Annotated in this window: 33 protein-coding genes; 22 read left to right on the top strand and 11 right to left on the bottom strand. The window is 69.8% G+C overall.

All coding sequences use genetic code 11. The annotated features are described in order from the left end of the window. The first annotated feature begins 111 nt into the window (after positions 1-111). From ACWJI3_RS14590 to ACWJI3_RS14575, 4 genes are all read left to right on the top strand, one after another. Positions 112-471: a hypothetical protein gene (locus ACWJI3_RS14590; protein ID WP_480204036.1), complete on the top strand. Its 360-nt coding sequence runs from the start codon at positions 112-114 to the stop codon at positions 469-471. Further along, a complete protein-coding gene (locus tag ACWJI3_RS14585; RefSeq protein WP_255140723.1) occupies positions 423-1,052 on the top strand; it encodes a DJ-1/PfpI family protein in 630 nt (209 codons plus the stop codon). The genes ACWJI3_RS14590 and ACWJI3_RS14585 overlap by 49 nt, the downstream gene beginning before the upstream one ends. Positions 1,053-1,552: 500 nt before the next feature. Then, the gene (locus ACWJI3_RS14580) at positions 1,553-2,428 is read left to right on the top strand and encodes a bile acid:sodium symporter family protein (RefSeq protein WP_480204035.1); all 876 of its coding nucleotides are present in this window, start codon (positions 1,553-1,555) and stop codon (positions 2,426-2,428) included. A 283-nt stretch (positions 2,429-2,711) separates the two neighbouring features. Continuing rightward, the gene (locus ACWJI3_RS14575) at positions 2,712-2,981 is read left to right on the top strand and encodes an HD-GYP domain-containing protein (protein ID WP_480204034.1); all 270 of its coding nucleotides are present in this window, start codon (positions 2,712-2,714) and stop codon (positions 2,979-2,981) included. A 73-nt stretch (positions 2,982-3,054) separates the two neighbouring features. Here ACWJI3_RS14575 and ACWJI3_RS14570 read toward each other — a convergent pair whose 3' ends face one another. Next, entirely contained in the window at positions 3,055-3,426 is a 372-nt protein-coding gene (locus tag ACWJI3_RS14570) for a VOC family protein (RefSeq protein ID WP_094512593.1), read from the bottom strand. Positions 3,427-3,568: 142 nt separating this feature from the next. Here ACWJI3_RS14570 and mtnA point away from each other — a divergent pair, with 142 nt between their 5' ends. Further along, on the top strand, positions 3,569-4,687 hold the full coding sequence (gene mtnA, locus ACWJI3_RS14565; RefSeq protein ID WP_480204033.1) for an S-methyl-5-thioribose-1-phosphate isomerase: 1,119 nt from the start codon (positions 3,569-3,571) through the stop codon (positions 4,685-4,687). 20 nt (positions 4,688-4,707) lie between these two features. Here mtnA and ACWJI3_RS14560 read toward each other — a convergent pair whose 3' ends face one another. After that, positions 4,708-5,127 (bottom strand): cytochrome c oxidase assembly factor Coa1 family protein, encoded by a 420-nt coding sequence (locus ACWJI3_RS14560; RefSeq protein WP_094512598.1) that lies wholly within the window; start codon positions 5,125-5,127, stop codon positions 4,708-4,710. A 24-nt stretch (positions 5,128-5,151) separates the two neighbouring features. After that, entirely contained in the window at positions 5,152-5,580 is a 429-nt protein-coding gene (locus ACWJI3_RS14555; RefSeq protein ID WP_480204032.1) for a hypothetical protein, read from the bottom strand. A 126-nt stretch (positions 5,581-5,706) separates the two neighbouring features. On the opposite strand from ACWJI3_RS14555, the gene ACWJI3_RS14550 reads away from it, so the two are divergent. The 5 genes from ACWJI3_RS14550 to ACWJI3_RS14530 are packed head-to-tail and all read left to right on the top strand — an operon-like array spanning position 5,707 to position 9,047. After that, the gene (locus ACWJI3_RS14550; RefSeq protein ID WP_480204031.1) at positions 5,707-6,315 is read left to right on the top strand and encodes a sulfurtransferase; all 609 of its coding nucleotides are present in this window, start codon (positions 5,707-5,709) and stop codon (positions 6,313-6,315) included. 3 nt (positions 6,316-6,318) lie between these two features. Next, positions 6,319-6,762: a rhodanese-like domain-containing protein gene (locus ACWJI3_RS14545; RefSeq protein WP_480204071.1), complete on the top strand. Its 444-nt coding sequence runs from the start codon at positions 6,319-6,321 to the stop codon at positions 6,760-6,762. Between the two features lie 25 nt (positions 6,763-6,787). Then, positions 6,788-6,919: a hypothetical protein gene (locus ACWJI3_RS14540; RefSeq protein WP_480204030.1), complete on the top strand. Its 132-nt coding sequence runs from the start codon at positions 6,788-6,790 to the stop codon at positions 6,917-6,919. A 26-nt stretch (positions 6,920-6,945) separates the two neighbouring features. Further along, a complete protein-coding gene (locus tag ACWJI3_RS14535; RefSeq protein WP_480204029.1) occupies positions 6,946-8,049 on the top strand; it encodes a YeeE/YedE thiosulfate transporter family protein in 1,104 nt (367 codons plus the stop codon). Positions 8,050-8,069: 20 nt separating this feature from the next. Continuing rightward, positions 8,070-9,047 carry a class I SAM-dependent methyltransferase gene (locus tag ACWJI3_RS14530; protein ID WP_480204028.1) on the top strand — a complete coding sequence of 326 codons (978 nt, stop codon included), beginning with the start codon at positions 8,070-8,072 and terminating at the stop codon, positions 9,045-9,047. Between the two features lie 33 nt (positions 9,048-9,080). On the opposite strand, the gene ACWJI3_RS14525 is transcribed toward ACWJI3_RS14530, so the two are convergent. Then, positions 9,081-10,085 carry a zinc-binding alcohol dehydrogenase family protein gene (locus ACWJI3_RS14525; RefSeq protein ID WP_480204027.1) on the bottom strand — a complete coding sequence of 335 codons (1,005 nt, stop codon included), beginning with the start codon at positions 10,083-10,085 and terminating at the stop codon, positions 9,081-9,083. Positions 10,086-10,095: 10 nt separating this feature from the next. Further along, positions 10,096-10,560, bottom strand: coding sequence for a hypothetical protein (locus ACWJI3_RS14520; RefSeq protein WP_480204026.1), 465 nt, complete (start codon positions 10,558-10,560; stop codon positions 10,096-10,098). A gap of 55 nt (positions 10,561-10,615) precedes the next feature. Between ACWJI3_RS14520 and ACWJI3_RS14515 the strand changes: the two genes are divergently transcribed. Beyond that, complete coding sequence (locus ACWJI3_RS14515) at positions 10,616-12,760, top strand: bifunctional aldolase/short-chain dehydrogenase (protein ID WP_480204025.1); 2,145 nt, start codon at positions 10,616-10,618, stop codon at positions 12,758-12,760. Positions 12,761-12,817: 57 nt separating this feature from the next. On the opposite strand, the gene ACWJI3_RS14510 is transcribed toward ACWJI3_RS14515, so the two are convergent. After that, positions 12,818-13,381 (bottom strand): hypothetical protein, encoded by a 564-nt coding sequence (locus ACWJI3_RS14510; RefSeq protein ID WP_255101029.1) that lies wholly within the window; start codon positions 13,379-13,381, stop codon positions 12,818-12,820. Between the two features lie 31 nt (positions 13,382-13,412). Between ACWJI3_RS14510 and era the strand changes: the two genes are divergently transcribed. The 6 genes from era (at position 13,413) to larB (ending at position 17,517) form a co-directional block, all read left to right on the top strand. Further along, positions 13,413-14,426: a GTPase Era gene (gene era, locus ACWJI3_RS14505; protein ID WP_255101030.1), complete on the top strand. Its 1,014-nt coding sequence runs from the start codon at positions 13,413-13,415 to the stop codon at positions 14,424-14,426. A gap of 102 nt (positions 14,427-14,528) precedes the next feature. Then, a complete protein-coding gene (locus ACWJI3_RS14500) occupies positions 14,529-15,002 on the top strand; it encodes a phycobiliprotein lyase (RefSeq protein ID WP_094512613.1) in 474 nt (157 codons plus the stop codon). A gap of 14 nt (positions 15,003-15,016) precedes the next feature. Continuing rightward, entirely contained in the window at positions 15,017-15,745 is a 729-nt protein-coding gene (gene trmD, locus ACWJI3_RS14495; protein ID WP_480204070.1) for a tRNA (guanosine(37)-N1)-methyltransferase TrmD, read from the top strand. A 28-nt stretch (positions 15,746-15,773) separates the two neighbouring features. Beyond that, entirely contained in the window at positions 15,774-16,253 is a 480-nt protein-coding gene (gene ispF / locus ACWJI3_RS14490) for a 2-C-methyl-D-erythritol 2,4-cyclodiphosphate synthase (RefSeq protein ID WP_094512614.1), read from the top strand. After that, entirely contained in the window at positions 16,250-16,729 is a 480-nt protein-coding gene (locus ACWJI3_RS14485; protein WP_233132932.1) for a TIGR03792 family protein, read from the top strand. Before ispF ends, ACWJI3_RS14485 begins: the two co-directional genes overlap by 4 nt. After that, a complete protein-coding gene (gene larB / locus ACWJI3_RS14480) occupies positions 16,726-17,517 on the top strand; it encodes a nickel pincer cofactor biosynthesis protein LarB (protein ID WP_480204024.1) in 792 nt (263 codons plus the stop codon). Before ACWJI3_RS14485 ends, larB begins: the two co-directional genes overlap by 4 nt. Before the next feature lie 142 nt (positions 17,518-17,659). Here larB and ACWJI3_RS14475 read toward each other — a convergent pair whose 3' ends face one another. From ACWJI3_RS14475 to ribF, 4 genes are all read right to left on the bottom strand, one after another. Then, the gene (locus ACWJI3_RS14475; protein ID WP_480204023.1) at positions 17,660-18,643 is read right to left on the bottom strand and encodes a DUF1517 domain-containing protein; all 984 of its coding nucleotides are present in this window, start codon (positions 18,641-18,643) and stop codon (positions 17,660-17,662) included. A gap of 28 nt (positions 18,644-18,671) precedes the next feature. Next, entirely contained in the window at positions 18,672-18,881 is a 210-nt protein-coding gene (gene thiS, locus ACWJI3_RS14470; RefSeq protein ID WP_094512617.1) for a sulfur carrier protein ThiS, read from the bottom strand. A 39-nt stretch (positions 18,882-18,920) separates the two neighbouring features. Further along, positions 18,921-20,027: a thiamine phosphate synthase gene (locus ACWJI3_RS14465; protein ID WP_480204022.1), complete on the bottom strand. Its 1,107-nt coding sequence runs from the start codon at positions 20,025-20,027 to the stop codon at positions 18,921-18,923. A gap of 229 nt (positions 20,028-20,256) precedes the next feature. Then, complete coding sequence (gene ribF / locus ACWJI3_RS14460) at positions 20,257-21,273, bottom strand: riboflavin biosynthesis protein RibF (protein ID WP_094512619.1); 1,017 nt, start codon at positions 21,271-21,273, stop codon at positions 20,257-20,259. Positions 21,274-21,412: 139 nt separating this feature from the next. On the opposite strand from ribF, the gene ACWJI3_RS14455 reads away from it, so the two are divergent. Further along, positions 21,413-22,012: a DUF3611 family protein gene (locus ACWJI3_RS14455; RefSeq protein ID WP_094512620.1), complete on the top strand. Its 600-nt coding sequence runs from the start codon at positions 21,413-21,415 to the stop codon at positions 22,010-22,012. Here the strand turns inward: ACWJI3_RS14455 and surE are convergent. Then, positions 21,995-22,822: a 5'/3'-nucleotidase SurE gene (gene surE / locus ACWJI3_RS14450; protein WP_094512621.1), complete on the bottom strand. Its 828-nt coding sequence runs from the start codon at positions 22,820-22,822 to the stop codon at positions 21,995-21,997. The genes ACWJI3_RS14455 and surE overlap by 18 nt on opposite strands. A gap of 97 nt (positions 22,823-22,919) precedes the next feature. On the opposite strand from surE, the gene pheS reads away from it, so the two are divergent. From pheS to ACWJI3_RS14430, 4 genes are all read left to right on the top strand, one after another. Continuing rightward, the gene (gene pheS / locus ACWJI3_RS14445; RefSeq protein ID WP_480204021.1) at positions 22,920-23,927 is read left to right on the top strand and encodes a phenylalanine--tRNA ligase subunit alpha; all 1,008 of its coding nucleotides are present in this window, start codon (positions 22,920-22,922) and stop codon (positions 23,925-23,927) included. Positions 23,928-24,019: 92 nt separating this feature from the next. After that, the gene (locus tag ACWJI3_RS14440) at positions 24,020-24,976 is read left to right on the top strand and encodes an NAD(+) kinase (RefSeq protein WP_255140732.1); all 957 of its coding nucleotides are present in this window, start codon (positions 24,020-24,022) and stop codon (positions 24,974-24,976) included. After that, positions 24,973-25,641, top strand: a complete 669-nt coding sequence (locus tag ACWJI3_RS14435) for a response regulator transcription factor (protein WP_094512624.1) — start codon at positions 24,973-24,975, stop codon at positions 25,639-25,641. Before ACWJI3_RS14440 ends, ACWJI3_RS14435 begins: the two co-directional genes overlap by 4 nt. Then, positions 25,638-26,246, top strand: coding sequence for a DUF192 domain-containing protein (locus ACWJI3_RS14430; protein ID WP_480204020.1), 609 nt, complete (start codon positions 25,638-25,640; stop codon positions 26,244-26,246). Before ACWJI3_RS14435 ends, ACWJI3_RS14430 begins: the two co-directional genes overlap by 4 nt. Positions 26,247-26,267 lie beyond the last annotated feature (21 nt).

Raw genomic sequence — 26,267 nt, 5'->3', positions numbered from 1 at the left:
TGAGCCTGGCCATCTCTGTTCCAGGCCCTGAGCCTCAGCGCTGCTGTCGTGATCGCCATGATTCAGCATGGAGACTGGCATGGATGAGGGGTTGCTGAAGGGTTCGCGCAGATGGCGATCGCGTTGATTGGGTACCACTTCCCTGACAGCAGAGAGGAGGATATTGGCTTGCTTGTTGCAGGCTGGTTGCTCGCTGTCTTTCTTGCAAGCGTTGGGGCCAGCCTCTATAACAAGACTGTTGCTAAGTCCTCGATGGGAATGCAGGCACACGTCTCGGTCGGCGACATTGACGATGATGAAGAGGAGCGTCCTTTGTCGTCCAGGCCGGAGCGCTTGCCGCCGGCTGGCTTCACGAGGGGCGTCCGTGTGGGTATGCCCTTGCTCCCAGCTTCAGGCCCAGACCTTCACCTGCAGGTTTCTCCATGGACATCGGCCTTCTTGTGTTTCCTCAGGTTGAAGAGCTCGATGTGATCGGCCCATGGGAGATGTTCTCGCTCTGGAAGCAGCATGACGGTGGCCCCAGCAGCTGCCTCACCGTGGCGGAGCGGCTGGAGCCGGTGGTCTGCGCCAATGGCCTGTCGATCAATCCGCATGTGTCCTTCGAGGCGTGCCCAGCACTCGATGTCTTGCTGGTACCGGGCGGCCAGGGAACCCGCGTAGAAGTGTTCAACACTTGCCTGCTGGAGTTCGTGGCGGAGCAGGCCCGCTCTTGTCAGGCGGTGTTGTCCGTATGCACCGGTGCTTTTCTGCTGCAGGCGGCGGGGCTGCTCGCCGGCAAGCGAGCCACCACTCACTGGGCCTCGCTGGATCGTTTGCGTGCCTTTGGCGATGTGGAGGTGGTGGAGGAGCGATTCACCCGGGATGGAATGATCTGGTGTTCTGCGGGTGTTTCTGCTGGTATTGATCTCACGCTGCGCTTCATTGCTGAGGTGGCGGGTGAGGAGGTGGCCGGCAAGGTGCAGTTCGATGCCGAGTACTTCCCATCGGGTGTTGTTTATGGCCATGCCCACAGTGATGATCAAGCTCCGGATTATCTCCGGAAAACTGACTGACTGGCTGCTTCTCGTCAAACCAGCTCTGTTCCCTGGAACCATTCCCGTCGTGCTAGGTGCAGGTGGCCATGCCATTCCTATTGAGCTTCATCCTTCGCAGATGGGAGGTTCGTAACATCTTGAGTAGCCTCCTTGCGGTTGGCCACGGGGTCGCCCCCGGTTGGCTGCGGCTCGGTCAAAGGTTGGTCACCTGTTGGCTGGAGGATGGCCACGGGGAGGCCAGGGGGTATCGCCCCTGGGCACACTCAGGACGTCCTGACACAGGATTGGCTCCTGGTTTTGACCTCAGATGAGGTTTCTGGCTTTGGTCTCCTGATGCGCTTTCATGAGCTCCCTTCAGGGTGATCGCCAGAGCTTGCTCACTGCCTGCGGCCTCTTGTCTGGATCGCTAAAGCACCCCAGGCCCGCGCCTCAGGTCCGGCTTGTACGTGAGCCCGGTGAGGGCTTGGATTAGGGTCTAGGCCGGCTGACTTCTTTCCTCTCTTGACCAGCAGCGGCTGATGCAGAGCACCATCTTCACGGCGGTTCTGCTGCCGCTTGCGTTGGCGATCGTGATGCTGGGCATGGGGCTCAGCCTGGTGGCTGAGGATTTTCAGCGCATCACACGTGATCCCAAGGCTGTGGCCATCGGTACGTTGTGCCAGCTCCTGGTGTTGCCGCTGATCGGCGTTCTTGTGGCCCTGGTGGTGCCCATGCAGCCGACGATTGCGGTGGGTCTGATTGTGTTGACGCTCTGTCCTGGTGGCCCCTCCTCCAACCTGCTCACCTATCTGGCGCGGGGTGATGTGGCGTTGTCGGTCACTCTCACGGCCGTGAGCAGCATCCTCACCGTGTTCACGATTCCGCTGTTCACCAACCTGGCACTGCAGCATTTTCTCAACGCGCAGGCGGCGATTTCCCTGCCGATTGGATCCACCATGCTGCAGATCTTCCTGATCACCCTCTTGCCTACAGCGATCGGCATGATCATTCGCCGGCGCTTCCCCAGAACGGCGCGACGTCTCGAGCCGCACATGAGCCGCCTGGCGGCGGGGCTGCTGGCGCTCATCATTGTGCTGTTGCTCGCACGGGAGGGCACCAGGCTGCCGGGCTTCCTGGCGCAGGTGGGCCTCGCTGTGCTGATGCTCAACCTGCTGGCGATGCTGGCGGGTTTCTTCGCTGGCCGTCTGTTTCGTCTGCCCCCAGCTCAGCGGATCTGCTTGGCGATCGAGGTGGGCCTCCAGAACGGCACGCTGGCGATCGCCATCACCGCCGGCCTGCTCAACAGCCCGGAGATGGCGATACCAGCCGCCGTCTACAGCCTGTTGATGTATGTCACCGGTTTCGGCGCCATTGTCTATGGCCGTCGCAGCAGCGCAGCACGCGCTGCCCGCTGAATGAATGGCTTGCTGCAGGAAGGTTTCGTGCACGAATGGCATGCTGAAACAATGGTCCGCTCAGTGACCATCCCGCGAGGGGTATGCACTTGGAAAGGCTCCCAGCTCCTTCCCGCCACCAGATGCTCCTGCCTCTACGCCTTCATCAGTGCTGTATCCGCAACGCATAAGCAGGTCATCCGCTCTGCATCAACTGAATACCTCCCAGCTCACCACGCGATGAACATCGGCGGCACCTGTAGTTCCCCTGGCCGGGCGGATTGACGAGCCTGGCCGCTTAGGTGTGCAGTGCCACTTGGAACACCACGAGCACATCAACGGAAGTGGATGCCCTGACGCCCTGCCCGGCAATCAATTGTTGATGGAAGACAGGATCCTGGCTGTGGCCGACGTGGTTGAGACGATGTGTTTCCACCGGTCCTACCGTGCAGGCTTGGGCCTCACTGCCGCTCTCGAGGAGATCACCCACCACCGCGGTATTCTCTACGACCCGGAGGTGGCGGATGCCTGCCTGGTGTTGTTCAACGACAAGGGATACCGCTGCCCGAGCTGAAGGCTGCGTTCCAACGCCGACAACCGCCAGAACAGGAGGCCTTCATTCCGCCGCCTGACCCTGGTGGCTTCGGCTAACGCAGCGAATGCAGCCCGATTGGGTTGCCCTCCGTGTCGATGACCACGGAGATGAAGCCGAAGTTGCCGATCGCCATCTTCGGCCGGCACACCGTGCCGCCAGCGGGCACCACGCGGCTTTCCTCCACCGCGCAATCGTCGCAATTGAAATACACCATCGTGCCGCCTTTCCCCGGTTCGCACCCCGCCATCTTCATCAATGCCCCACCGGCGCCCACCTGCCCGTCATCCATCGGGAAGCACCAGTAGGCCATCTCTGGGTTGGAGAAGTCCTGGAATTCCACCTGGAACACGGCCGTATAGAACGCTTTGGCCCGCTCGATGTCGTGCACGTTCAGCTCAAACCAGGTGACCGGATTCGACGCCATGGCCTGGAGGGATGGGTTTCGCCGATTTTAGGTTGGTTTTCTGATCATTTCCTGCCGTGGTGTTCTGGCTCACGTCCCCGCCCGGCGCCGCTGGGCAGCAGGGCGAAACAATGGGGCCGATGCCCGCACCCCCCGCACCCCCATGAACATCGACGGCAGGCCCTGGCGCACCATCTGGCTGGAGGAGGGCGGCCGCTCGGTCGGTGTGATCGACCAGACCCTGCTGCCGCACCGCTTCCTGACCCGCTCGCTCACCAGCGTCGAGGAGGCGGCCGAGGCGATCGTCACCATGGTGGTGCGGGGGGCTCCCCTGATCGGCGTCACCGGGGCCTACGGGCTGATGCTGGCCCTGCAGGCCGACCCCTCCGATGCGTCCCTGGCGGCGGCCTTCGAGCGCCTCGACGCCACCCGCCCCACCGCCATCAACCTGCGCTGGGCCCTGGAGCGGGTGCGGGCCCAGGTGCTGCCCCTGGCGGCGGAGCAGCGCGCCGAGGCGGCCAAGGCCGAGGCGGCCGCCATCGCCGAGGAGGACGTGGCCATGTGCGAGGCGATCGGCGACCACGGCCTGCGCCTGTTCCAGGAGATCGCCGCCAGCCGCCCCGAGGAGCGCCGCGGCCAGCCCCTGAACGTGCTCACCCACTGCAATGCCGGCTGGCTGGCCACGGTCGACTGGGGCACGGCCCTGGCGCCGATCTACAAGGCGCACCGCTCCGGCCTGCCGATCCACGTGTGGGTTGACGAGACCCGCCCCCGCAACCAGGGGGCCAGCCTGACGGCCTTCGAGCTGGGCCGGGAGGGGGTGCCCCACACCGTGATCGTCGACAACGCCGGCGGGCACCTGATGCAGCACGGCCAGGTGGACGCGGTGATCGTCGGCACCGACCGCACCACCCGCTGCGGCGATGTCTGCAACAAGATCGGCACCTACCTCAAGGCCCTGGCCGCCCACGACAACGGCGTGCCCTTCTACGTGGCCCTGCCTGCCTCCACCATCGACTGGTCGATCGCCGACGGGGTGGCCGAGATCCCGATCGAGGCCCGTTCCCCCCTGGAGGTGACCCGCATCGCCGGCAAGCCCGCCGCAGGGGAGCCCACCAGCGTGCAGCTGGTGCCCGACGGCAGCGACGGCTTCAACCCCGCCTTCGATGTCACCCCCGCCCGCCTGGTGACGGCCCTGATCACCGAGCGGGGCGTGGCGCCGGCCAGCGAGGCGGGCCTCCAGGCCCTCTATGCCGCCCCGGTGGCGGTGGCCGCGGGTTGAGCCGCTGCCCGTCGCTCGATTCAGAGCGAGGGCCGCAGCAGGCTGATGGGTTCACCGGCGCCGTCCGGTCGGACCGTCAGGGTGGAGTAGGTCCAGGTGCCGGCGCTCTGGCGGGCCTCCACGTACAGGGTGCCGTTGCCCCTGGACCCCTGCAGGGGAATGGCCAGGTTGGCCTGGCCCGTGCCACCGGAAAGATTGACGCTGCCGGACACCAGCAAGCCCCCATTGATCGGGGCGCCCAGCCGACTGATCACCACCGGATCCTTCTGGGCCTTGGCCAGGGCCTGCTGGTAGGGCGTGGTCGATTTGATCAGCCCGAACACGAGGCCGACGATCAGAGCGATGAAGCCGGCAAGCCCGGCCACCCCCGTGAGGCAGCCGGCCGGCACCAGCCATTTCCAGTTGCGGGCCCACCAGTTGGGGGCTGGCTTGCTGTCCATGGGGCCACTCTGGTCCTTGACCCCTCAGAGCCCTTCGAAGCGGACGTTGAGGTTCAGCTGGTTGGGGCCGAGGGCGGTGGCCTGAAGCACCAGCGCGGCCGCCTTGCCCTCGGCGGTGCCATCCACCTTGGTTCCAGCCGGCGGATCCAGCACCAGGTTGAAGCCCCACGGGCCCACCACGGTGTTGATCTTGCGCTCGCTGTAGCCCTGCTTGGCCAGGGAGGCCTTCACCTTGGCGAGCAGCTCCTCCGGCTTGCCGGGCAGCTGGGTGTTGAGGCTGGTCTGGCCGATGGCGTTCGCGGCGAACAGGCTGGCGGCCGGCTTGGGCAGCGGCAGTGACAGGCCCTTGAGCAGGGATCCGGCCGGGGTGGCCAGGGCGGCTCCGCCGACCAGGGCGCCGGCTCCCACCAGCAGGGAGGTGGAGAAGGCCAGCAGACGGGGACGCCAGTGCATGGCTTGTTTGCAAGGTCGCAGGGACGTTACCCCGATTCGTCGGGATACACCCAGACGTGGTTGAACACACAGGGCCCCAGCGGGGTTATCAATTAAACATCGGTATATCGGTCGCCTTTGCGTTCAATGTTCCCGCAGACCTCCCGCCCAACCCGGCGCCTGCTGCTCTCGGTCGCGGCCGGGACCGCCACCGCTGCAGCACTAGTTGCCACCGGCTTCGCCCTCGGCGACGCGCCGATCACCCGGGCCATCTCCGCCGCTCCGGCCCAGGCCAGCACCGGTGTGACCACCCTGGCGCCGGGGGGCACCAGCTTCCAGGTGTTCTCTCCCGAGGAGGCCGCCGCCGCCGCCCGCTCGGGGCGCTGGAAGGTCCTCGACGTGCGCCCGGTGCCGCCGCTCTCCTACATCGGCGGCCACGTGCCCGGGGCGGTGCATCTCTTGGAGCAGGCCTTCCGCGGACCCAACGGCCGCCTGCCCTTCCAGATCTGGAGCCCCGCCAAACTGGCCAGCCTGCTGAGCCAGGCCGGCATCTCCAACCGGGATTCGGTGCTCGTCTATTCCGACGGTAACGATGTGCTGGGCACCTCCCTGGTCTCCTACATCCTCGAGAAGAGCGGCGTGCGCCAGGTGGCCAGCGTCGATGGCGGCCTGAGCGGCTTCAAGGCAGCTGGGCAGAGCACCACCAAGTCCTTCCCCAGCTTCCAGGCCGGGACCTTCCGGCCCACCACGGTTTAGGGCCTGGCCATCAGCCTCAGCGAACTGGAGCCCCTGATCGGCCGCAGCGACGTGGTGATCATCGACCCACGCCCCAAGGCCCAGTTCGAAGGCACGGACCAGACCTTCATCCGCAACGGCCACATCCCAGGAGCGAAGAACATCCCCTGGCAGACATTCACCGAAGCCAACAACTCCGACGAGGCGAAGAAGAACGCCCACAAGCTCCGCTCCCTCGACGAGATCCGGGCCCTCCTGGTGAGCCGCGGCATCACTCCCGACAAGGAGGTGATCGTCTCCTGCAGCACCGGCAGGGAAGCCAGCCTCCAGTTCCTCACCTTGAAGCATCTGCTCAAGTACCCGCGAGTGCGGATCTACGAGGGCTCCTGGACCGAGTACAGCGCCTCCAATCTGCCGATTTCCGTGGGGCCTGAGGGCAGCCCACCCCAGCAGGTGAGCCTCCGCTGAGCCCCTCTCCCCCCCCGCCATGGCCATGACCATCTTCCGTGTCCGCTTCTGGGCGCTGGCCAGCCTGCTGCTGCTGTTGCTCGCCCCGGCCGCCGCCCTGGCCTGCGACACCGGCGGTGACAGCTCGGCCCCCGCCGCCAAGACGAAGAAGCGTTGAAACGGCCGCTTCCCCCAGCGCTGGCCGTGGCCCCGGCCATCGCCATCGGGGTGGCCCTGGCGTTACGGCAACCGACCTCCGCCCTCGTCTGGGGGCTGGGCTGCGGCCTCGGCCATGCCCTGGTCCGCTCCGGCTTCGGTTTCGCCTCCGGCTATCGCCGGCTGATCGAGCGGCGGGATCCCCACCCGGTCTTCGCCCAGCTGCTGCTGGCGGCGCTGCTGGTGATCGCCATGGCCCTGGTGCTCACCGCTGAGCCCCTGACCGGCCTGCAGCCGAAGCTGCTGGCCACCCCCCTCTCCCTGCCCTTCCTGGCCGGAGCCTTACTGTTCGGCATCGGCATGGAGCGGGCCCGGGCCTGCGGCTGCGGCACCCTGGCGGCCACCTCCCGCGGCGGCGGCGGCGTGCTGGCCGCCCTGATCGGCCTGATCGTCGGCGCCTTCCTCGGCACCCTGCACGCCCCGCAGCTGGCGGCCCTGCCCCTGCCGCGCCTCCCGTCCCCGGTCGGCCTGGAGCTCTTCGGCCTGCTAGGCGCCCTGACCCTGCAGCTCGCCTTCATGGCCCTGATCGCCGTGCTGCTGACGCGCTGGAGCGGCCAGGTCCCCTGGCGCTCACCCAGCCGCCGGCTCTACGGCGGCGCCATCGCCGTCGCCCTGCTGGCCACGGGCCTGCTGCTGGTGACGGCCGAGCCCTGGAAGGTGCTCTGGGGCCTGGCCCTCAGTGGCGCCCACGCCGCCCAGGCCCTGGGCTGGGATCCAGGCAGCAGCCTGTTCTGGTCAAGTCCCCGGGGCCAGGCCCTGCTGGCGGGGCCGGAGGCCTGGCTGTTCAACGAGGCCTTGCTCGTGGATCTGGGCCTGCTCTACGGAGCCATCGCCACCGCCCTGGCCGAGGGCCGTTTCCGCTGGCGCGGTGAGCGGTCCGAGCCCCTGCCGGACCTGGCCCGGCGTGGCTTCGGCGGCCTGCTGATGGGCTACGGCGGGGTGCTCGCGTCGGGGTGCAACGTCAATGCCTTCCTGGGCGGGGTGATGAGCTTTAGTCTGCACGGCTGGATCTGGCTGGCGGTGGCCCTGGCGGGCTTCGCGGCCTCGCTGCGGTTGCGCCCGGCGCCGGGGGCCGCAACGCCGTCAGACTGAGTCGCCGCCCCTTCGCCGCCATGGCCCAGGCCCAGCCCGCCGCTCCGGCCCTGACCGCCGCCGCCCCGCCCCCCAACTGGGTGGCTTCGCGCCATCCCCTCGGCTGGCTGATCGACCGGCTGCTGGCGGTCGAGCCCCTGCGCCGGCTGCTGTTCCTGCAGGCCCGCCAGCTGATCATCCGCACCGCCGAGCGCCGCGGCATCGCCTGGCGGGCCCGGCGCGAGGAGCTCGTGCGGCAGGCCGAGCCGCTGCTGGCCAGCAGCACGGATGCGGCCACCGCCACGCCGGCCTACTACCGGGCCCGCTTCCACGCTTACCAGGAGGGCAACCTCTGCTGGCAGGCGGCCGGTGAGGCGGAGCAGGCCACCGATGCCATGGCCCTGCGGGTGTGGCCGGGGGAAACCCTGGAGCCCCAGGACGCCCAGCGGCGGCTGCGGGACGCGATCTTCGCCGCGATCGAGCCGAGCCTCACCGGCCCGGTGCGCAGTGCCCTCGACATCGGCTGCTCGGTGGGCGTCGGCACCCTGGCCCTCAAGGACTGGCTGGAGCGACGTGAGGGCACAGGCGTCGCCGTCGACGGCCTCGACCTCTCCCCCCAGATGCTGGCGGTGGCCAGGGTCCGCGACCCCGGCGGCCGCATCCGCCGCTGGCACCACGCCGCCGCCGAAGCCACCGGCCTGCCGGCGGCCAGCGTCGACCTGATCACCCTCCAGTTCGTCTGCCACGAGCTGCCCGCAGGCGCCACCCAGGCGGTGCTGCGGGAGGCGGCCCGCCTGCTGCGGCCCGGCGGGGTGGTGGCCCTGGTGGATCAGGACCCGGATTCGGCCGTGATCCGCCGCCTGCCGGCGCCGATCGCCACCCTGCTCAAGAGCACCGAGCCCTACCTGGCGGACTACTTCAGCCTCGATCTGCCCAGGACCCTGGAGCAGGCCGGCTTCCGCGACGTGCGCCGGGAGGCCTGCGACCCCCGCCACCGGGTGCTGGTGGCCGTGCGCTGAGGCCTCCCCGAGTGCGGCGGGCGCCCATGGCACTCAGCCCCAGCCGCTGAGTGCGATCTTGCCGATCGTGCTCCCGGAGGCCAGCTGGGCATGGGCAAGCTCCAGGTTGGTGGCGTTGATGGGGCTGAGGGTGCGGCCCAGGGTGGGGCGCACCACGCCGGCCTCGAAGAGCTCGGCGAGGTGATCCAGGATCTCCCCCTGCCGCCCCATGTCGGCGGTCTGGAACTGGGAGCGGCTGAACATGAACTCCCAGGCGAAGGTCACGCTCTTGGCCTTGAGCAGGTTGAGGTCGAGGGGGTGGCGGTTGCCCACGATCGCCACGATCGAGCCCAGCGGGGCGATGAGCTCGGCCATCACCTCCCAGTAGGCGTCGGTGTCGCTGAAGTTGGCGATGTGATCCACCGCCTCGAAGCCCAGGGCGGCCAGCTGGGGAGCCAGGGGCCGGAGGTGGTCGACGACGTGGTCGGCCCCCAGCTCCTGCACCCAGGCGGCGCTCTCGGGGCGTGAGGCACTGGCGATCACCACCACCCCGGCCCGGCGGGCCAGCTGGATGGTGATCGAGCCCACCCCGCCGGCGCCGCCGAGGATCAGCAGGCTGGGGCCACCCCCGCCCCCGGCCGTACCACCGTCGGGCGGATCGAGCCCGAGCCGCTCGAACAGTGATTCCCAGGCCGTCAGCCCCGTCAGCGGAATGCTGGCTGCCTCGGCCCAGGAGAGCCGGGCCGGTTTGCGCCCCACCAGCCGCTCGTCCACCAGCACGGCTTCGGCGTTGCAGCCGGCCCGTCCCGCATCACCGGCGAACATCACCGGATCCCCCGCCTGGAAGCGGCTCACCCGCTCCCCGGTCGCCGCCACCACCCCGGCGGCATCCCAGCCCAGCTGTCTCGGGGGATCCCCCGCGCCCACGGCCGCCCGCAGCTTGGTGTCGATCGGGTTCACCGCCACCGCCTCGATCCGCACCAGCAGGTCGTGGGGGCCGGGCACGGGCTCCGGCAGCTCCGTGTCCACCAGGGCAGGGGTGGCGAGAATCGCTCTCATGGCGGCGGGGTCAGTAGCGGCAGTAGCCCACCTCCCCCTTCAGGGGCGGTTTGCAGGGGAAGCGCAGCGGCACGAAGATCCGGTTGCCGTTGGCGTCGTTGGTGAGCGAGATGTTGCCCTGCACGTAGAGCTCCCGGCGCCAGAGGCCCCCCAGCCGGTCGCGCAGCAGGTCGCTGCCGCTGGGGTCCTTGCCCTTGCTGGACACCTCCCGGTAGGTCATCGACAGGCCGTCCTTCCAGCGGATCTTCAGGCCGCCGGGGATCTGCTCATCCACGCAGGCCAGGGGCTTGCCGTTGTACTCGCAGTCCTTCCAGCCGTCGCGGGGAATCTGGGGCGGGTTCGGCTGCTGGGCCGGGCCGGGCGCCGCCAGGGCCAGCAGCACCAGTGGCACCACCGGCAGCAACGCCGCTGCCGCCCACCCCCTGCCTTTCTGCTGCGGGGTGAGCGGGGGCCTGCGGCGGCATTGGGACGACACGGGCAGGCCCTGCAGGGTGGCTCCCCGTAGTCTCCCCCAAGCTCCTTCCCGTCCCATGGCCGTGCTCAACCGCTGGTCCGACGCCGATGCGCAGGCGGCTGTGGCTCACTACGGCGCCCGGGGCGTGAGCGAGGCGCTGGCCCTGCGCACCTACTCCGCCCGCCTGCTGGGCGCCGACCCGGAACTGGTGCTGCACGGCGGCGGCAACACCTCGCTGAAAACGAGCGTCACCGACCTGCTCGGCGACACCATCTCCGTGCTGTGCGTCAAGGGCAGCGGCTGGGATCTGGCCACGATCGAGCCGCCGGGTCACCCGGCCGTGCAGCTGGAGCCGCTGCTGCGGCTGCGCGCGCTGCCGTCCCTCAGCGACGAGGACATGGTGGCGGCCCAGCGGCGCCACCTGATCGATCCGGCGGCGCCCAACCCCTCGGTGGAGGCCCTGCTGCATGCCTTCCTGCCCCACGCCTTCATCGATCACACCCATGCGGTGGCGCTGCTGGCGCTGGCCGATCAGCCCGACGCCGAGGCGGTGTGCCGCCGGGTCTATGGCGAACGGGTGGCGATCGTTCCCTACGTAATGCCCGGCTTCGCGCTGGCCAAGGCCGCCGCCGAGGCCTATGAGGCGGCCGCGGAGGCCGCCGCCGCCCGCGGCCAGGAGCTGGAGGGGATGGTGCTGCTCCAGCACGGGCTGTTTTCCTTCGGGGCCACGGCCAAGCAGAGCTACGAGCGGATGATTGCGCTGGTGGAGGAGGCCGAGCGCGCCCTCAGCCACAGCGAGCGCCTGTTTCTGCCATGCGCCCTGCCGAGCCGCCCGGCACCTGCGGCGGCGTTGCTGCCGCTGGTGCGTGGGGCCCTGAGCCGGGCCGCCGAGCGTCAGGGCTGTGCGCGCCGCTGGCTGCTGGATCTGCGGCAGACCACCACCGCCCTGGCGGTGGCCAACGACCAGCGCCTTGGCGACTGGGCCGGGCGGGGGGTCGCCACCCCCGACCATGTGATCCGCACCAAGGCCCAACCGTTGGTGCTGCCGCCGGCGCCACCCGCGCAGGGCGCCGAGGCCGGGCCGGCCCTGCAGGCCTGGGCGGCGCAGCTGGAGGCGGCGATGCAGGCCTACGTGGACGACTACCAGGCCTATGTGCAGCGCCAGAACAGCCGCGTGGGCGGCCACAAGACGCCGCTCGATCCCCTGCCGCGCGTGATCGCCATCCCCGGCCTGGGCCTGGTGGGGGTGGGCGCCAGCGCGTCAGCGGCCGCCGTCACCGCCGACATCGCCGAGGCCTGGGCCCAGACCCTGCTGGCCGCCGAGGCGCTGGGCCGCTTTCAGCCCGTCGGTGAGGACGACACCTTCGACATGGAGTACTGGAGCCTGGAGCAGGCCAAGCTCGGCAAGGGCAAGGAGCTGCCCCTGGCCCGGCACGTGGTGCTGGTTACCGGTGCAGCGGGCGGCATCGGCGCGGCGATCGCCCGGTCCTTCGCCGCCGCCGGCGCTGAGGTGGCCGTGCTCGATCGGGACGCCGAGGGGGCTGCCGCCGTGGCCGCCAGCTGCGGCAAGCGGGCGCTGGCGCTCAATGCCGATGTCACCGCACCGGCGCAGGTGCGCGCGGCCATCGATCAGCTGGTGACCCGCTTCGGTGGCCTCGATCTGGTGGTGTCCAATGCCGGCGCCGCCTGGACCGGCCCGATCGCCACTCTTGAAGACGCCGACCTGCGTGCCAGCTTCGAGCTCAACCTTTTCGCCCACCAGCACGTGGCCCAGGCCGCTGTCGCCGTGTTCCGCGCCCAGGACGGCGCAGGCCTCACCTCAGCTGCTCCCGATCCCTCCCCGCTGGGCGGCCAGCTGCTGTTCAACGTCTCCAAGCAGGCCCTCAATCCCGGCCCGAACTTCGGTGCCTACGGCATCGCCAAAGCGGCCCTGCTGGCGCTGATGCGCCAATACGCGCTCGAGGGGGGTACGGAGCGCATCCGTGCCAATGCCATCAATGCTGATCGCATCCGCTCCGGCCTGCTCGACGACGCCATGATCCGCGCGCGCTCCGTCGCCCGCGGCGTCAGCGAGGCCGCCTACATGGGCGGCAACCTGCTGGGCCAGGAAGTGACCGCCGCCGATGTGGCCGAGGCCTTCGTGGCCCTGGCCCGCCTGGATCGCACCACCGGCGCCGTGCTCACCGTCGACGGCGGCAATGTGGCGGCGATGGTGCGGTGAGGGATCAAGCTCACCAACCAACTGCCGGCCCATGCGCTTGCAAGCAGCCATTCCCTCTCAAGCGGGCTCTGCCACTTCCTTGATCGCCGCCGCGATCGCGGCACGCTGCTCGGCGTCGTAGCCCCAGCGCTCCAGGAAAGCCACGTCGTTACCACGGCCTGCCGTGGCCTCCAGCAGCGTTTCCAGCCGCTCCTTCACAGCCCTGGGGTCCAGCAGGCGCAGCAACTCCACACACCGCTGGTGCACCCGCTCGGAACTGGCCTGCATGGCCCCATCGTCCTGGCGCTGATGGTGCAAGGCCATCGCCCTGCTCATCGCCAGGTTGCGGGCGGTGAGATCCACCACACCGGCGCCTGCCTGGCGTAACTGCCACACCAGGCCATCGGGCAGGCGGTCCATCAGGGGGGAATCGCCGGCCAGCGCCACCACGAAGAACCCCCGGGCGCCATCGCGGCTCTGCACCAGCTCCCCCACCCGATCCGCCAGCACTTCGTCGCTCAGCTCGCCGTTCTCCCACAAGCCCAGCCACTGGGCCGTGATCTCCATGGCCTGCGGAAAGCTGGGAACAGCAGCGGGGCTTCCGGCTCCCGCACCGAGTGAAGCCGGGGTGGAGGCAGACATCGACGGCCCTTGGGATGACACTGTTGAAGGTATGCATTCTCCGCTCCTACCGGCGAGCCACCCGCCCGACTTCCGCTCCGGGTTCGTGGCCCTGGTGGGCCGGCCCAACGTCGGCAAATCGACGCTGCTCAACCAGCTGGTGGGGGAGAAGGTGGCGATCACCTCCCCCGTGGCCCAGACCACCCGCAACCGTCTACGGGCGATCCTCACCACTCCCGCCGCCCAGCTGGTGCTGCTGGACACTCCCGGCATCCACAAGCCCCATCACCTGCTGGGGGAACGGCTGGTGCGCAGCGCCCGCTCCGCCATCGGCGACGTGGACGTGGTGCTGCTGTTGGTGGACGGCAGCCAGCCGGCCGGCCGCGGCGACGGCTTCATCGTGGAGCTGCTGCGCCAGAGCCGCAGGCCTGTGCTGGTGGCCCTGAACAAATGGGACCTGGTGGATCCGGCGGAAGCCACCGCCCTGCAACGCAGCTATGACGCCCTGCTGAACGACCGAGGAACCACCGGCTTCCGCGGCGACGAGCCCGGTGGTGCCCCTGCTGACGCCACCAGCGGCGCAGGCGCCCGTGAAGCCCTCGCCCCCTTCGCCGAGCTCTTCCCGTGCAGCGCCACCAGTGGCGAGGGCTGCGAGGCGCTGGTGGCGGCCCTCACGGCACGGCTGCCGCTGGGCCCGGCGCTCTACCCGGCCGACACCATCAGCGACCAGCCGGAGCAGTTGCTGCTCGCCGAACTGATCCGCGAGCAGGTGTTGACCCTCACCCGCGAGGAGGTGCCCCACTCGGTGGCGGTCCAGGTGGAGCGGATCGTGGAAGACGGCAAGCGAACGGCCGTGCTCGCCACGGTGGTGGTGGAGCGCTCCAGCCAGAAAGGCATCCTGATCGGCAAGGGCGGAACCATGCTGCGGGACATCGGCAGCGGCGCCCGCGTCCAGATGCAGAAGGTGTTCGACGGGCCCGTGTACCTCGAGCTGTTCGTGAAGGTGGTGCCGAACTGGCGCCGCAACCCGGCGCGGCTGGCGGAGCTGGGCTACCGGGAGGAGTGAAGGCTGGCCGCGCGAGCCGCCCGGCAGTGCGCTGGCCCCTGCCGTTGCCGCTGGGCCCTGAGCCGTGCTTCAGGATGGGCGCACCGCCCGCCCACTGCCGCCATGACCGGCCCGAGCCCAGCGTTCCCACCGGCGGATCTGCCCGCCTTCCTGCAGCTCTGCGCCGGCCGCTGGATGGGTCTGCGCAGCACGCTGGCCGGCAGCGCCAGCAGCAACCCAGACGACGGCGCCGCTCCCTTGAGCGAGCGGGGGGAGGTGGAGGTGACCCTGCTGGAGGCAGGTGCCGCAGGCGATCTGGGCGGCCTGCAGGTGAATGCCCCGGAGGGCATCCGTAGCACGCTCGGCTTTGACGGTGACGGCGGCCTGCGGGGCGTCGACGGAACGATCGGTCGCTGGCAACTCTGGCCTGACGGAAGCCTGGAACTGGAACTTCAGCGCCGTGAGGGCCTGGTGCGGGAACGGATCTGGTTCACCAAGCCCAACCTGCGCCTGCGCAGCAGCGTGGAGCACCGCGCCGATGGCAGTGCCGCGGTGGCCAGTTTCTGCAGCGAGATTCGCCGCGTGAGCGCCTCCTGAGCACCGTGAGCGGCCTGCGGATCGATGTCGTGACGCTGGTGCCGGAGGCCTTCGAGCCCCTGCGCAGGCTCGGGGTGATCGGCCGCTCGTTCGCCGCCGGTCGGGCCAGCCTGCACACCCACAACCCCCGCGATTTCGCCACCGACCGCTACCGCAAGGTGGACGATGTGCCCTACGGCGGTGGTGCGGGCATGGTGCTCAAACCCGAGCCGGTCTTCGCCGCCTTCGAGGCGATCCCGCAACTGGAGCGCCGCACGGTGTTGCTGATGAGCCCGCAGGGCCAGCCTCTGCGGCAGGCCCACCTGCGCCACTGGGCCACCAGCTGCGACCAGCTGGTGCTGCTCTGCGGCCACTACGAGGGCTTCGACGAACGCATCCGCAGCCTGGCCGATGCGGAGGTGTCGATCGGCGACTTCGTGCTCACTGGCGGGGAGCTGCCGGCGATGACCGTGATCAATGGGGTGGTGCGGCTGCTGCCCGGCACGGTGGGCACCGCCGCCTCGCTCGACGACGAAAGCCACAGCGCCCTGCTGCTGGAGCATCCCCAGTACACCCGCCCGGCCAGCTTTCGCGGCATGGAGGTGCCCCAGGTGCTGCGCAACGGCCACCACGCGGTGATCGCCAGCTGGCGCCACGCGCAGCAACTGCAGCGCACCCGCGAGCGCCGCCCCGATCTCTACCAGCGCTGGCTGGAGCAGGGAGGCGGCGCGCAGGACGCGTCCGCGCCGGGAGAATGCCCATGATGGCTCCGCTTCGCCTCACGGCTTCGGCATGCAGCTGCGCATAGGCAACGGCTACGACATCCACCGGCTGGTAAGCGGACGGCCCCTGATCCTCGGGGGCATCCGGCTCGACCATCCGCTCGGCCTCGATGGCCACAGCGACGCCGACGTGCTGGTGCACGCGCTGATGGATGCCCTGCTGGGCGCCCTCAGCCTCGGCGACATCGGCCGCCATTTCCCGCCGGAGGACGCGCGCTGGAAAGGCGCCGACAGCCTGCTGCTGCTTGAGCGGGTGATGGAGCTGGTGCGCGAGCAGGGCTGGCAGGTGGTGAACGTGGATGCGGTGGTGGTGGCGGAGCAGCCCAAGCTCAAGCCCCACATCGAGGCCATGCGCGCCGCCATCGCCGCACGGCTGGCGGTGGAGCCGGAACAGGTGGGGGTGAAAGCCACCACCAACGAAGGTCTGGGGCCTACCGGCCGTCAGGAGGGCATCGCCTGCCATGCCGTCGCCCTGCTGCAGAAACCATGAAGGGTTGGTGGCTGGCGCTCTGCCTGGGGCTGGCCCTGCTGGTGGCGCCTGGGCTACAACCGGGCATGGCTCTTGCCGCGCCGGGCGCTGCCGGCTCAGGCCTGGAAGCTGGCGCAGACGTGGCAGCCAGGGCCGACGTGGGCGCCGGAGCTGGAGCCATCGAGCTCTTGCGGTTGCGGGTGCCGGCAGAGCAGCGCAACTGCTGGTTGCAGGCTGAAGCGGTGGGGTGGGGGCCCTGGTTGGAGCGGCAGCAGGGTTTCGCGGGCCGGGAGCTGTTCTGGAACGCCCGCGACACGGAAGGCGTGCTGCTGATCCGCTGGCGGCGGGCGTCCGACTGGCATGGCCTTGCAGAAACCAGCCTGGCGGAGCCCCAGCAACGCTTCGAGGCGGAGGCACGCCGCTGTCTGGCTCTGCCCACCACCGCAGACAACCCCTTTGCGCTGCTGGGCAGCGCCGAACTGCTGCCGCAACCATGAACACCTTCGGCACCGGGCCGATCCCTCCTCACAACGACCCCGAGATCGCGTCTCAGCACAACCCGGGGCCCGGCCTGATTGCTGGGGTGGCCGAGCTCGATCTGGAGCGTCCGCTGCGGCTGGGGATGACGGAAGCGATCTGGGGCCAGGACAAGAGCGCCGCACAGATCGCCGCCATCCTGCTGCGGCTGGCCCAGACCGCCCAGACCGTTCTGGTGACGCGCGTGAGCGACGAGAAGGCTGCCGCTGTTGCCGTTCTCTGCCGAGAGGCGCTGCCGCCGCTACCGGCAGAGCGGGCTCTGGCCTATCACCCGATCGCCCGCTGCCTGACGCTCGGCCTGCAGGAGGGCAGCAGCGAGCCGCCCGTGGCTGCCACGCCGTCGGTGGCGGTGGTGTGCGCCGGCAGCAGCGATCTGGCCGTGGCCCAGGAGGCGGGCCTGGCCCTGCGCTGCCACGGCATTGCCCACGACCTGGTGGTGGACGTGGGCGTGGCGGGACTGCAGCGCCTACTCGGCAAGCTGGAGCGGCTGCGGCGTGCCCGCGTGTTGATCGTGTGCGCCGGCATGGAAGGGGCCCTGCCCACCGTGGTGGCCGGGCTGTTGCCCCAGCCGGTGATCGCCGTGCCGGTGTCGGTGGGCTACGGCGTGAGTGCCGGCGGCATGGCAGCGCTGCATGGCATGCTCGCCAGCTGCGCGCCAGGGCTTGCCGTGGTGAACATCGACAACGGCTACGGCGCCGCCATGGCGGCTCTGCGCATCCTCAACGCAAATGAACAGGGCGATCACTGAGCGGGTTGCCAGCTCAAGCAGTTGAAGCGGCTGTGGCCGATAGCCGGTTCAACTGATGGGATCGAGCGGCTGCAGCCGTTGCTTGGCCTTTGCAGGGGTTGAACGGCTATGGCTGTGTGGCGCGTGCAGCCGTGGCTGAGGCTCAGAGGTGCTGCAGCTGTGGGTAGGCGGTAAGCAGTTCCTCGGTGCTGAGCACTTCGCCCTCGCCTTCGGGCTGCCAGATCACTTCGAGGGCCAGCAGATCAGTGGAGCTCACAGCTCCCAGCACGCCAAGCGCGTTGCGGAGGTCGTCGGCAGTGCTGGCGGATTTGATCGGGATGCGGCCGCGGCTGGCCACCAGCAGGGTGATGGCGATGAAATCGCTGGTGGCATCGGCGTTGCCCACCGGCGCGGCGGCATCATGGAAGCGCTTGCCGCCCACATTGGAGGTGACCTCGCGGCGCAGCTTGCTGCGCTCTGTCATCGAGAGGCGGTTGAAGGTGGTTTCGGCGCTGGGAAAGGGCACCTGACCCACTTCCACGTTGGCGTACACCCAGAGATCGGGGTTGCGCAGCAACGAGAGGGTGGTTTCCTGCAGCACCCGCTGCAGGCCGGCGCTGCTGCCGGTGTCCGCCTGTGCCGCCAGGCGGCGCAGATCGCTCTGCAGATCGCGGGCCGTGGCGAGCAGGCCCATCTGCAGCTGAGCCACTGCCACGGGGCCGTCAGCGCGGGGAGCGACCATCGCCCCGCCGCCATTGCCGCCGGTCAGCGCGCCGCCACCTCCACCGCGCAGGGTGTTGGCGATCACGCCCACGATCGCCATCAGGACCAGGAAGCCGAACAAGCCGCCGCCGCCGAAGCCGAAGATCGGGATCAGGAAGGGGAAGCCGATGCCGCCGCCGAAGCCGCCACCGCCGCCCCGGTAGCCGCCACCCCCGAAGCTCCCGCCACCACCGCCGCTGAAGTTACGCGGCATGGAGGGGGCGGAACGGAAACTGCCGCCGCCGATGCGGCCACCGCTGGCTGCCTGGCTCGGCTGCGGCGCAGCGAACATCACCAGGGTGCTGAGCAGGAACGGCAGCACCAGCCAGGCCGACAGGCGCAGGCGCCCCGCGCTGGCACGGCCGGTGGCTTGGGGAGAGGACACGTCAGTTGCCGCTGCGAATGGCTCGAATCTAGGAACCACCCCCCACGATGGTGACGACTTCCAGAACGTCGCCATCGTTGAGGGGCTGCTCCGGCCAATGCCGCCGGGCCAGCACCGTGCCGTTGAACTCGACCACCACCAGGCGGGGCTCGTAGCCGAAGTGCTTCAGCGCCTCCTGCAGGCTGAGACCTGCCTGGCACTGGCGGGCCTCACCGTTGAGTTTCAGAGAGAGGGTCACGGCAGCGGAAGGGCGAAGAGGTGGTGGAGGCGACGGAGTTCAGGGCAGGGGTGGTGAGGGAAGTGGTGCTGAGTGAAGTGGTGGCAGGGCGGCCAGCAGCTCGCGGCTGGCCGCCGCCGGATCGGCGGCCTCCATGATCGCGCGCACCACCGCCACCCCCCGGGCGCCGGCCGCCAGGACCGGCGCGAGCGTGGCGGCCTCGATGCCGCCGATCGCGAAGAAGGGCAGCGGGCTCTCCGCCGCGGCCTCATTGAGATAGGCGAACCCCACCGGCGCGCGGCCGGGCTTGGTGGGCGTGGCATGCACGGGCCCCACCCCCACGTAGTCACAGCCATCGGTCACGGCCTGGCGCAGCTGCTCGATGCAGTGGGTGCTGCGGCCGATCAAGCGCTCCGGCCCGAGCAGGCGACGGGCGATCGCCGGCGGCAGATCCCCCTGGCCCAGGTGCACGCCATCGGCGTCCACCGCCAGGGCCAGATCCACCCGGTCGTTCACCAGGAACAGGGCACCATGGCGGGCGCAGAGCCGGCGCAGGGCGGTGGCTTCGGCGAAGCGCTGGCTGTCGTCGGCCTGCTTGGCCCGGTACTGCACCAGACGGACCCCCGCCTCCAGGGCAGCCGCCACCGTGGTTTCGAGCGCTTCAAGGGTCTGGCAGGGGCTGGTGATCAGATACAGCCGGCAGGAGGCCAGCTGCTGCCGCCTGTGGCCCAGGCCCGCCGTGGCCTGCAGCACGGCCACTTCCAGGTCGTAGGCGAGATAGCGCAGCGCTGAGGCCTCCGCCGCCAGCTCCGGATCGCTGCTGCGGCCGAATTCCTCGAGCACCCGCAGGGCTTCCTGCACCCGGGCGGCATTGGCCCCCAGCACTGCCGCGGAGCCAAGCCGCTGCTGCTGGGCCGGATGGGCCAGGCCCGCCGCCGGATCGGTGGCGCTGTGGCGCGCCTGCTTATAGATGTCCTGATGGCGCCGGCCGAGACGCTGGCGCATGTCCTTGCTGCGGGCCACCAGGTCGTCGCGGCCGAGGCCGAAGCGGCACCAGTCTTCGATCACCCGCAGCCCCTCCCGGGCCCGGTCGAGGTTGGCGTCCAGCAGGCGCAGCACGGCCGGCTCCGCCAGCTGTGGACCGGAGGCAGAGAAAGGAACGTCCATCGGAGGAGGGGAAGGGTTGAGGCAGGCAACGGTGAGGCCGCGTGGCGGCGGGCCAGTGAAGCAATGAGACGGCGTGGAGGTGAGCCAGCCAGGTGGCAGGCGGGCGGACCGCGCCGCGATGGCGCGGCGGGAATGTGGGGACGGGACGGAATGGGCTCGTTAGGGTGGAGGACCATTCCCAGAGCCCATGAATTCCGGCGGCGGCGACAGCCCGATGTGGGTGCTGGTTTCAGGGATTCTGCTGCTGGGCGGCATCGCGGCCTTCATCAGCTGGGGCCTCACGAACGCCTATCCCGCCGCCTGAGCTGGCCACCGCCGCTTCAAGCATGCGCTCGGGCATCAAGGCGCGGGCCTGCTCGGCATCCCGGCCGATCTGGGCCTTGAGGTCCTCCAGGCTCTCGAACCGCTGCTGGCAACGCAGCAAGGCCAGCGGCTGCACCTCCAGCACGCGCCCCTCCAGCTCGATCTGGCGATCCAGCAGGTGTACCTCCACCGCCGAGGGCGCCAGTGGGTCCACCGTGGGCTGCGGCCCCAGATTCATCACCGCCGCCATAGGGCCGCCACCCTGGGTCCAGGCCAGGGCGGCATACACCCCCTCCAGCGGCAGGAACTTGCGCCCGTCCACCGCCAGGTTGGCCGTGGGCCAGCCGAGCGTGCGGCCCAGCCGGCGCCCACGCCCCACAGTGCCGCTGAACCGGTAGGGACGCTCCAGCAGCCGCCCGGCCTCATCGATCCGGCCAGCGGCCAGGGCCCTGCGGATGCGGCTGCTGCTCACCCGCTCGCTGCCATCCCACAGCATCGGCAGCACCGACACCTTCAGGCCGTGCTGGGCGCCGATCGCGACGAGGGCAGCCGCATCACCGCAGCGGTTCACGCCGAAGCGGAAATTCTCTCCCACTGCCACCTCACGGCACTGCAGCGCCCCCACCAGAACCCGTTCGACGAACTCCTGCGGTGTGAAGCAGGCGAGCTCGCGGGTGAAGGACACCATCACCAGCTGGCGGATGCCGAAGGGTTGAAGCAGCGAGAGCTGCTCGCTGGGCAGATCGAGGCGCAGGCGGGGCTCGCCATGCAGCAGCTCGCGGGGATGGGGCCAGAAGCTCACCACCGTGGGCACCAGGCCAGCGGTGGGGGCGGCAGCGATCGAGGCAATGACCCGTTGGTGACCCTGGTGCAGGCCGTCGAAGCTCCCAAGGGCGACGGCGGTGGGGGTCAGGGCATCCTGGGGAGATCGCAGCGGTATCAACTGTCCAGACGGTTCCCGCGGGGGTCCATCCTTCCACGCGGCGCCGGGCGCTGTGGCCCGGCGGTCAGGGCCTCGCAGCACGGGTGGCCGGCCATGCCAAGTTTGTTGCCATTCGCCCTTCCCCACGCAAGCGCCGCCGATGGCCGATCGCCTCGATCTCCAGCTGGTTTCCGCGGCGGTGCGTCGCATGGCCTGGATCCGTTTCTGGACCCAGGTGGTGCTCTCCGTGGTGGTGGTGGGGGTGCTGATCTTCAACAACATCGGCACCCGGCTGATGGCCAACACCCAGCGGGCCCTGGGGCTGGGCCCCGGGCTGTCGCTCACGACGCTGTCGTTTTTCGTGCTGCTCTGGAGCCTCTGGCAGGGCTGGCTGATGGTGCGCTGCGGCCGCGCCCTGGCCAGCCCGGTGCGGCCCAGCCGCGGCGAAACCGGCCGGCTGATCAAGCGCAGCGTGCTGGGCGATCTGCTTGGCCTCACCCTGGCGGCGGTGGGCTACCAGGCCCTGGCCGGCAGCCTGTTCGTGCAGGCCTCCATGCAGGTGCCCGGCTTCTTCGGCGCCCAGATCACGACCCCCGGCGGCGCCGGCGGCAACGTGATGGGTCTGCCGATCACCTCGATCGAGATGCTCTCGGTGCTGAGCAACACCCAGGTGCTGTTCGCCCATCTGGTGGGCCTGCTGCTCAGCCTGTGGCTGCTGCAGCGGGTCTACAGGCCGCTGCCGTCAGAGCGGCCCGGCTGAAAGGGACCCCCGCACCAGCAGGGGATCGAGTGCCGCCAGCTGCGACAGCGCCCCGCGCCAGAACAGTTCTGGCTGCAGCGGCGTGAGCGCCGCACCACCGCTGTGCACCTGCTCCACATCCGTGGGCCAGTCGCGCGGGCCGGCGGTGGCCGCCTCCAGATCGTTGACCACCTCACCAGCGAGCCAGTAATAGGTGCGGCCGCGGGGATCGGTGCGGCAATCGAACTGATCCACGTAGCGGCGCACCGCCGGGCGGCACCAGCGCACCGGGCCGATCGCAGCGGCGGGCTGGGCCGGCACGTTCAGGTTCAGCAGCAGGCCTTCGGGCCAGCCACCGGCGAGCATCTGCTCGGCCACCTCCAGCGCCAGCCCGGCCGCCGGGCCGAACTCGCGCCAGTCGAAGCAGGCGCTGCTCACCGCCAGCGCCTTGAGGCCCTCCAGGGTGCCCTCCATCGCCGCCGACACCGTGCCGGAATAAAAGACATCGCTGCCCAGGTTGGGGCCGTGGTTGATGCCGGAGAGCACCAGATCGGGCGGTTCCGCCAACAGGCGGCCCAGGGCCAGCTTCACGCAATCGGAAGGGGTGCCGCTGCAGGCCCAGGCCACCACCCCTTCGGCGAACAGGGCATCGGCCCGTTCCGCCCGCAGCGGGGTCTGCAGCGTGAGGCCGTGGCCGGTGGCGGAGCGTTCCTGGTCGGGGCAGACCACCGTGACCCGATGCCCCCGGGCGGCGGCGGCATTCGCCAGGGTGCGGATGCCCTCGGCGAACACCCCGTCGTCGTTGCTGATCAGGATGCGGAGGGGATGCATCGGCGCGAGCACAGCGGCGGCAGAGGTGGAGGGATCCAGCCTGGCGGCAACCTAGGCGGCCCGGATCCGTACAGTCGAGCCGCTACGCCACCCCTCCGTGAGCGCCACGATCACCCTCCAGCAGCTCACCGATCAACTCGATGCCCTTGAGGCAGAAGCGGCCGCCGAGGTGCGGGCAGCTCCCGCCGCCGCCGACCTGGAGCAGTTGCGGGTGGCGCTGCTGGGCAAGAAGGGGCGGCTTTCGGCGGTGCTCGGCGCCATGGGCAAGCTCTCGGCCGAGGAGCGGCCGCTGGTGGGACAACGGGCCAACCGGCTCAAGGAGCAACTGCAGGCCCTGCTGGGCGAGCGGCTGGAGGCGCTGCGCGAGGCCGCCATGGCCGAGAAGTTGCGCGGCGAAAGCCTCGATGTGACCGCACCGAGCCGCTACGTGCCCGCCGGCCACCGCCATCCACTGATCACCACCACCGAGGAGATCGTCGACATCTTCGCCGGTCTCGGCTACCGGGTGGAGGAAGGCCCGGAGGTGGAGACCGACCACTACAACTTCACCGCGCTCAACATCCCGCCCCACCACCCAGCGCGGGACATGCAGGACACCTTTTATCTGACGACCAGCACCCTGCTGCGCACCCACACCTCACCGGTGCAGATCCGCCATCTGGAGCAGAACCCACCGCCGGTGCGGATCGTGGCGCCGGGGCGCGTGTACCGACGGGATGCAGTGGATGCCACCCATTCGCCGGTGTTTCACCAGGTGGAAGTGCTGGCGATCGACGAAGGGCTGGATTTCAGCCACCTGCGCGGCACGGTCACCACCTTTCTGCAGGCCTTCTTCGGCGACCTGCCGGTGCGGTTCCGCGCCAGCTACTTCCCCTTCACCGAACCCTCCGCCGAGGTGGACGTGCAGTGGCGCGGCCGCTGGCTGGAGGTGATGGGCTGCGGGATGGTTGATCCGGCGGTGCTGGAGGGGCTGGGACTGGACCCCGAGCGCTGGAGTGGCTTCGCCGCCGGACTGGGGGTGGAGCGCTTCTGCATGGTGCGCCACGGCATCGATGACATCCGCCGCCTCTACACCAGCGATCTGCGCTTCCTCGAACAGTTCTGACCCTGCGGAGCGCCCGCCAGGATCCCCACACCAGCACCACCACTGAGAGCCGGACCCCCCTCATAAACTCTCGAAACCCCTGCGCGCGATCGGTGCCCTGCGTCGGACTGATCGTCAACGACGGCAAGGCTGTGGCCGTCCGCACCGCCGATGCGATCGAGGCGCGCTTCATCGCCGCCGGCAACAGCGTGGTGCGGGTGAGCAGTTCCGGCGGCATGGTGGGCTTCGCCAACCCCGACACGCACCTGCGCAGTCTCGGCTACGCCGCCTGCGTGCCGTCCAGTTTTCATGGGGCAATGCAACTGGCGGTGGTGCTCGGCGGGGATGGCACCGTGCTCTCCGCCGCCCGCCAGACGGCCCCGATCGGGGTGCCGATCCTGACGATCAACACCGGCCACATGGGCTTCCTGGCCGAGGCCTACCTCAACGAGCTCGATGCCGCCATCGACCAGCTGCTGCAGGGCAACTGGACGGTGGAGGAGCGCACCATGCTGGTGGTGAGTGTGATGCGGGGGGAGCATCGCCGCTGGGAGGTGCTCTGCCTCAACGAAATGGCCCTGCACCGGGAGCCGCTCACCAGCATGTGCCACTTCGAGATCGCCATCGGCCGTCACGTGCCGGTGGACATCTCGGCCGACGGGGTGATTCTCTCGACCCCCACGGGCTCCACCGCCTATGCCCTCTCCGCCGGCGGTCCGGTGATCACCCCCGACTGCCCGGTGCTGCAGCTCACCCCGATCGCGCCCCATTCATTGGCGTCCCGCGCCCTGGTCTTCAGCGACCGGGAGCCGGTGACCGTGTTCCCCGCCACGCCCGAGCGGCTGATGATGGTGGTGGACGGCAGTGCCGGCTGCTACGTGTGGCCGGAAGACCGGGTGCTGATCCGCCGCAGTGAACATACGGCCCGCTTCGTGCGGCTGCACGACCACGAGTTCTTCCAGGTGCTGCGCAACAAGCTGGGCTGGGGCCTGCCCCATGTGGCCAAACCCGACAGCCATGAGCACGGCGGCGGCGGCCCGCGCCCGGAGACCGGGGATGAGCGGGCGTGAGCCAGCCGTTGATCCTGCTGATCGGCCCGGAGGCCGAAGCGATGGCGCCGCGGCTGGAAGCCTCCGGTTACCGCACCGCCCTGGCGGGCTCCTTGCCCGAGCCCGCCGCCGCGGTGCTGCTGTCGGGGGAGATCGGCGCTCTCAGCATTCCTGCCCTGCGGCTCACGATGGAGCAGGTGCCCCTGCTGCTCGACATCGTCGAGGACAGCGTGGAGGGCCGCTCCGAGTGCCTCAGCGCCGGTGCCAATGATTTCTGGCTGTCGTCGGCCGGTGCCAGCGATCTGTTGACGCGGCTGCGGCTGATCCTGCAGCGGCGCGTGCAACCCCTGCCGATCAAGGCCGTGCTGGAGGTGGCTGATCTGCGGCTCGACCCCACCCTCAAACGCGTCCAGCGCGGCAACCGCGTGCTCACCCTCACGGGCCGTGAATACCGGCTGCTGGTGCTGCTGGTGCGCCAGGCGGGCGAGGTGCTGAGCCGCGAGCAGATCCTGCGAGAAGCCTGGGACGACCAGACCGAAGCTGCCAGCAACGTGGTGGAGGTGTATGTGCGCTACCTGCGCCAGAAGCTCGAGGAAGGGGGTGAGCGCCGCTTGATCCATACGGTGCGGGGGCGGGGCTACTGCCTCTGCGATCGTCAGCTTCCCAGCGGCAAGCCGGCGCCATGACACCCACCCCCCTGCGCTCCAGCGGTCAGAGGCCCGCAGCCTTGCCGGCCCTCAGTGGTCCCGTACGAGTAGTCGGGCGGGGGGACTTGCTCCGGGTAGTGGGGCTGGGCGTGCTGGCGGCGGTGGTCGGGCCGGTTGGGGCCATAGGGGCCGCTGCGGCCGGCGCGGCCTCCACTGCGCAGGGGCCCCCGCAGTTTCTGCCGCTGGAAGCGGAATGGTGTCTGGAGCATCCCGCCAGGCCTGCTGGCTGCATTCAGCTGGAGGTGCCGCGCAGCGTGCGCCAGATGGCCCTGGGGTTAATGGAGCGGCCCCCGCTCGGCCCGTTGCGGGGCATGTGGTTTCGCTTTGATCCGCCCACACCGGTGAGCTTCTGGATGCACCGTGTTCCCCAGCCACTCGACCTGATCTACCTGCGCCAGGGGCGGGTGATCGCCATCGATCCAGCCGTGCCGCCCTGTCCACGCCTGCCATGCCCCAGCTACGGGCCGGCGGAACCCGCCGATGGGGTGGTGGAGCTCCAGGCTCACGAAGCCCAGCGGCTCGGGATCGTGGTGGGCAGCCCGGCACCCCTGCGCTGGCTCCCCGGCCGGGGAGCTGGCCGCTGATCGGTGCGTGGCCAACCACAG

It is taken from the genome of Marcopretia estuarina LEGE 06307 (assembly GCF_056633115.1).
This window is presented reverse-complemented; position numbering and strand designations above follow the sequence as displayed.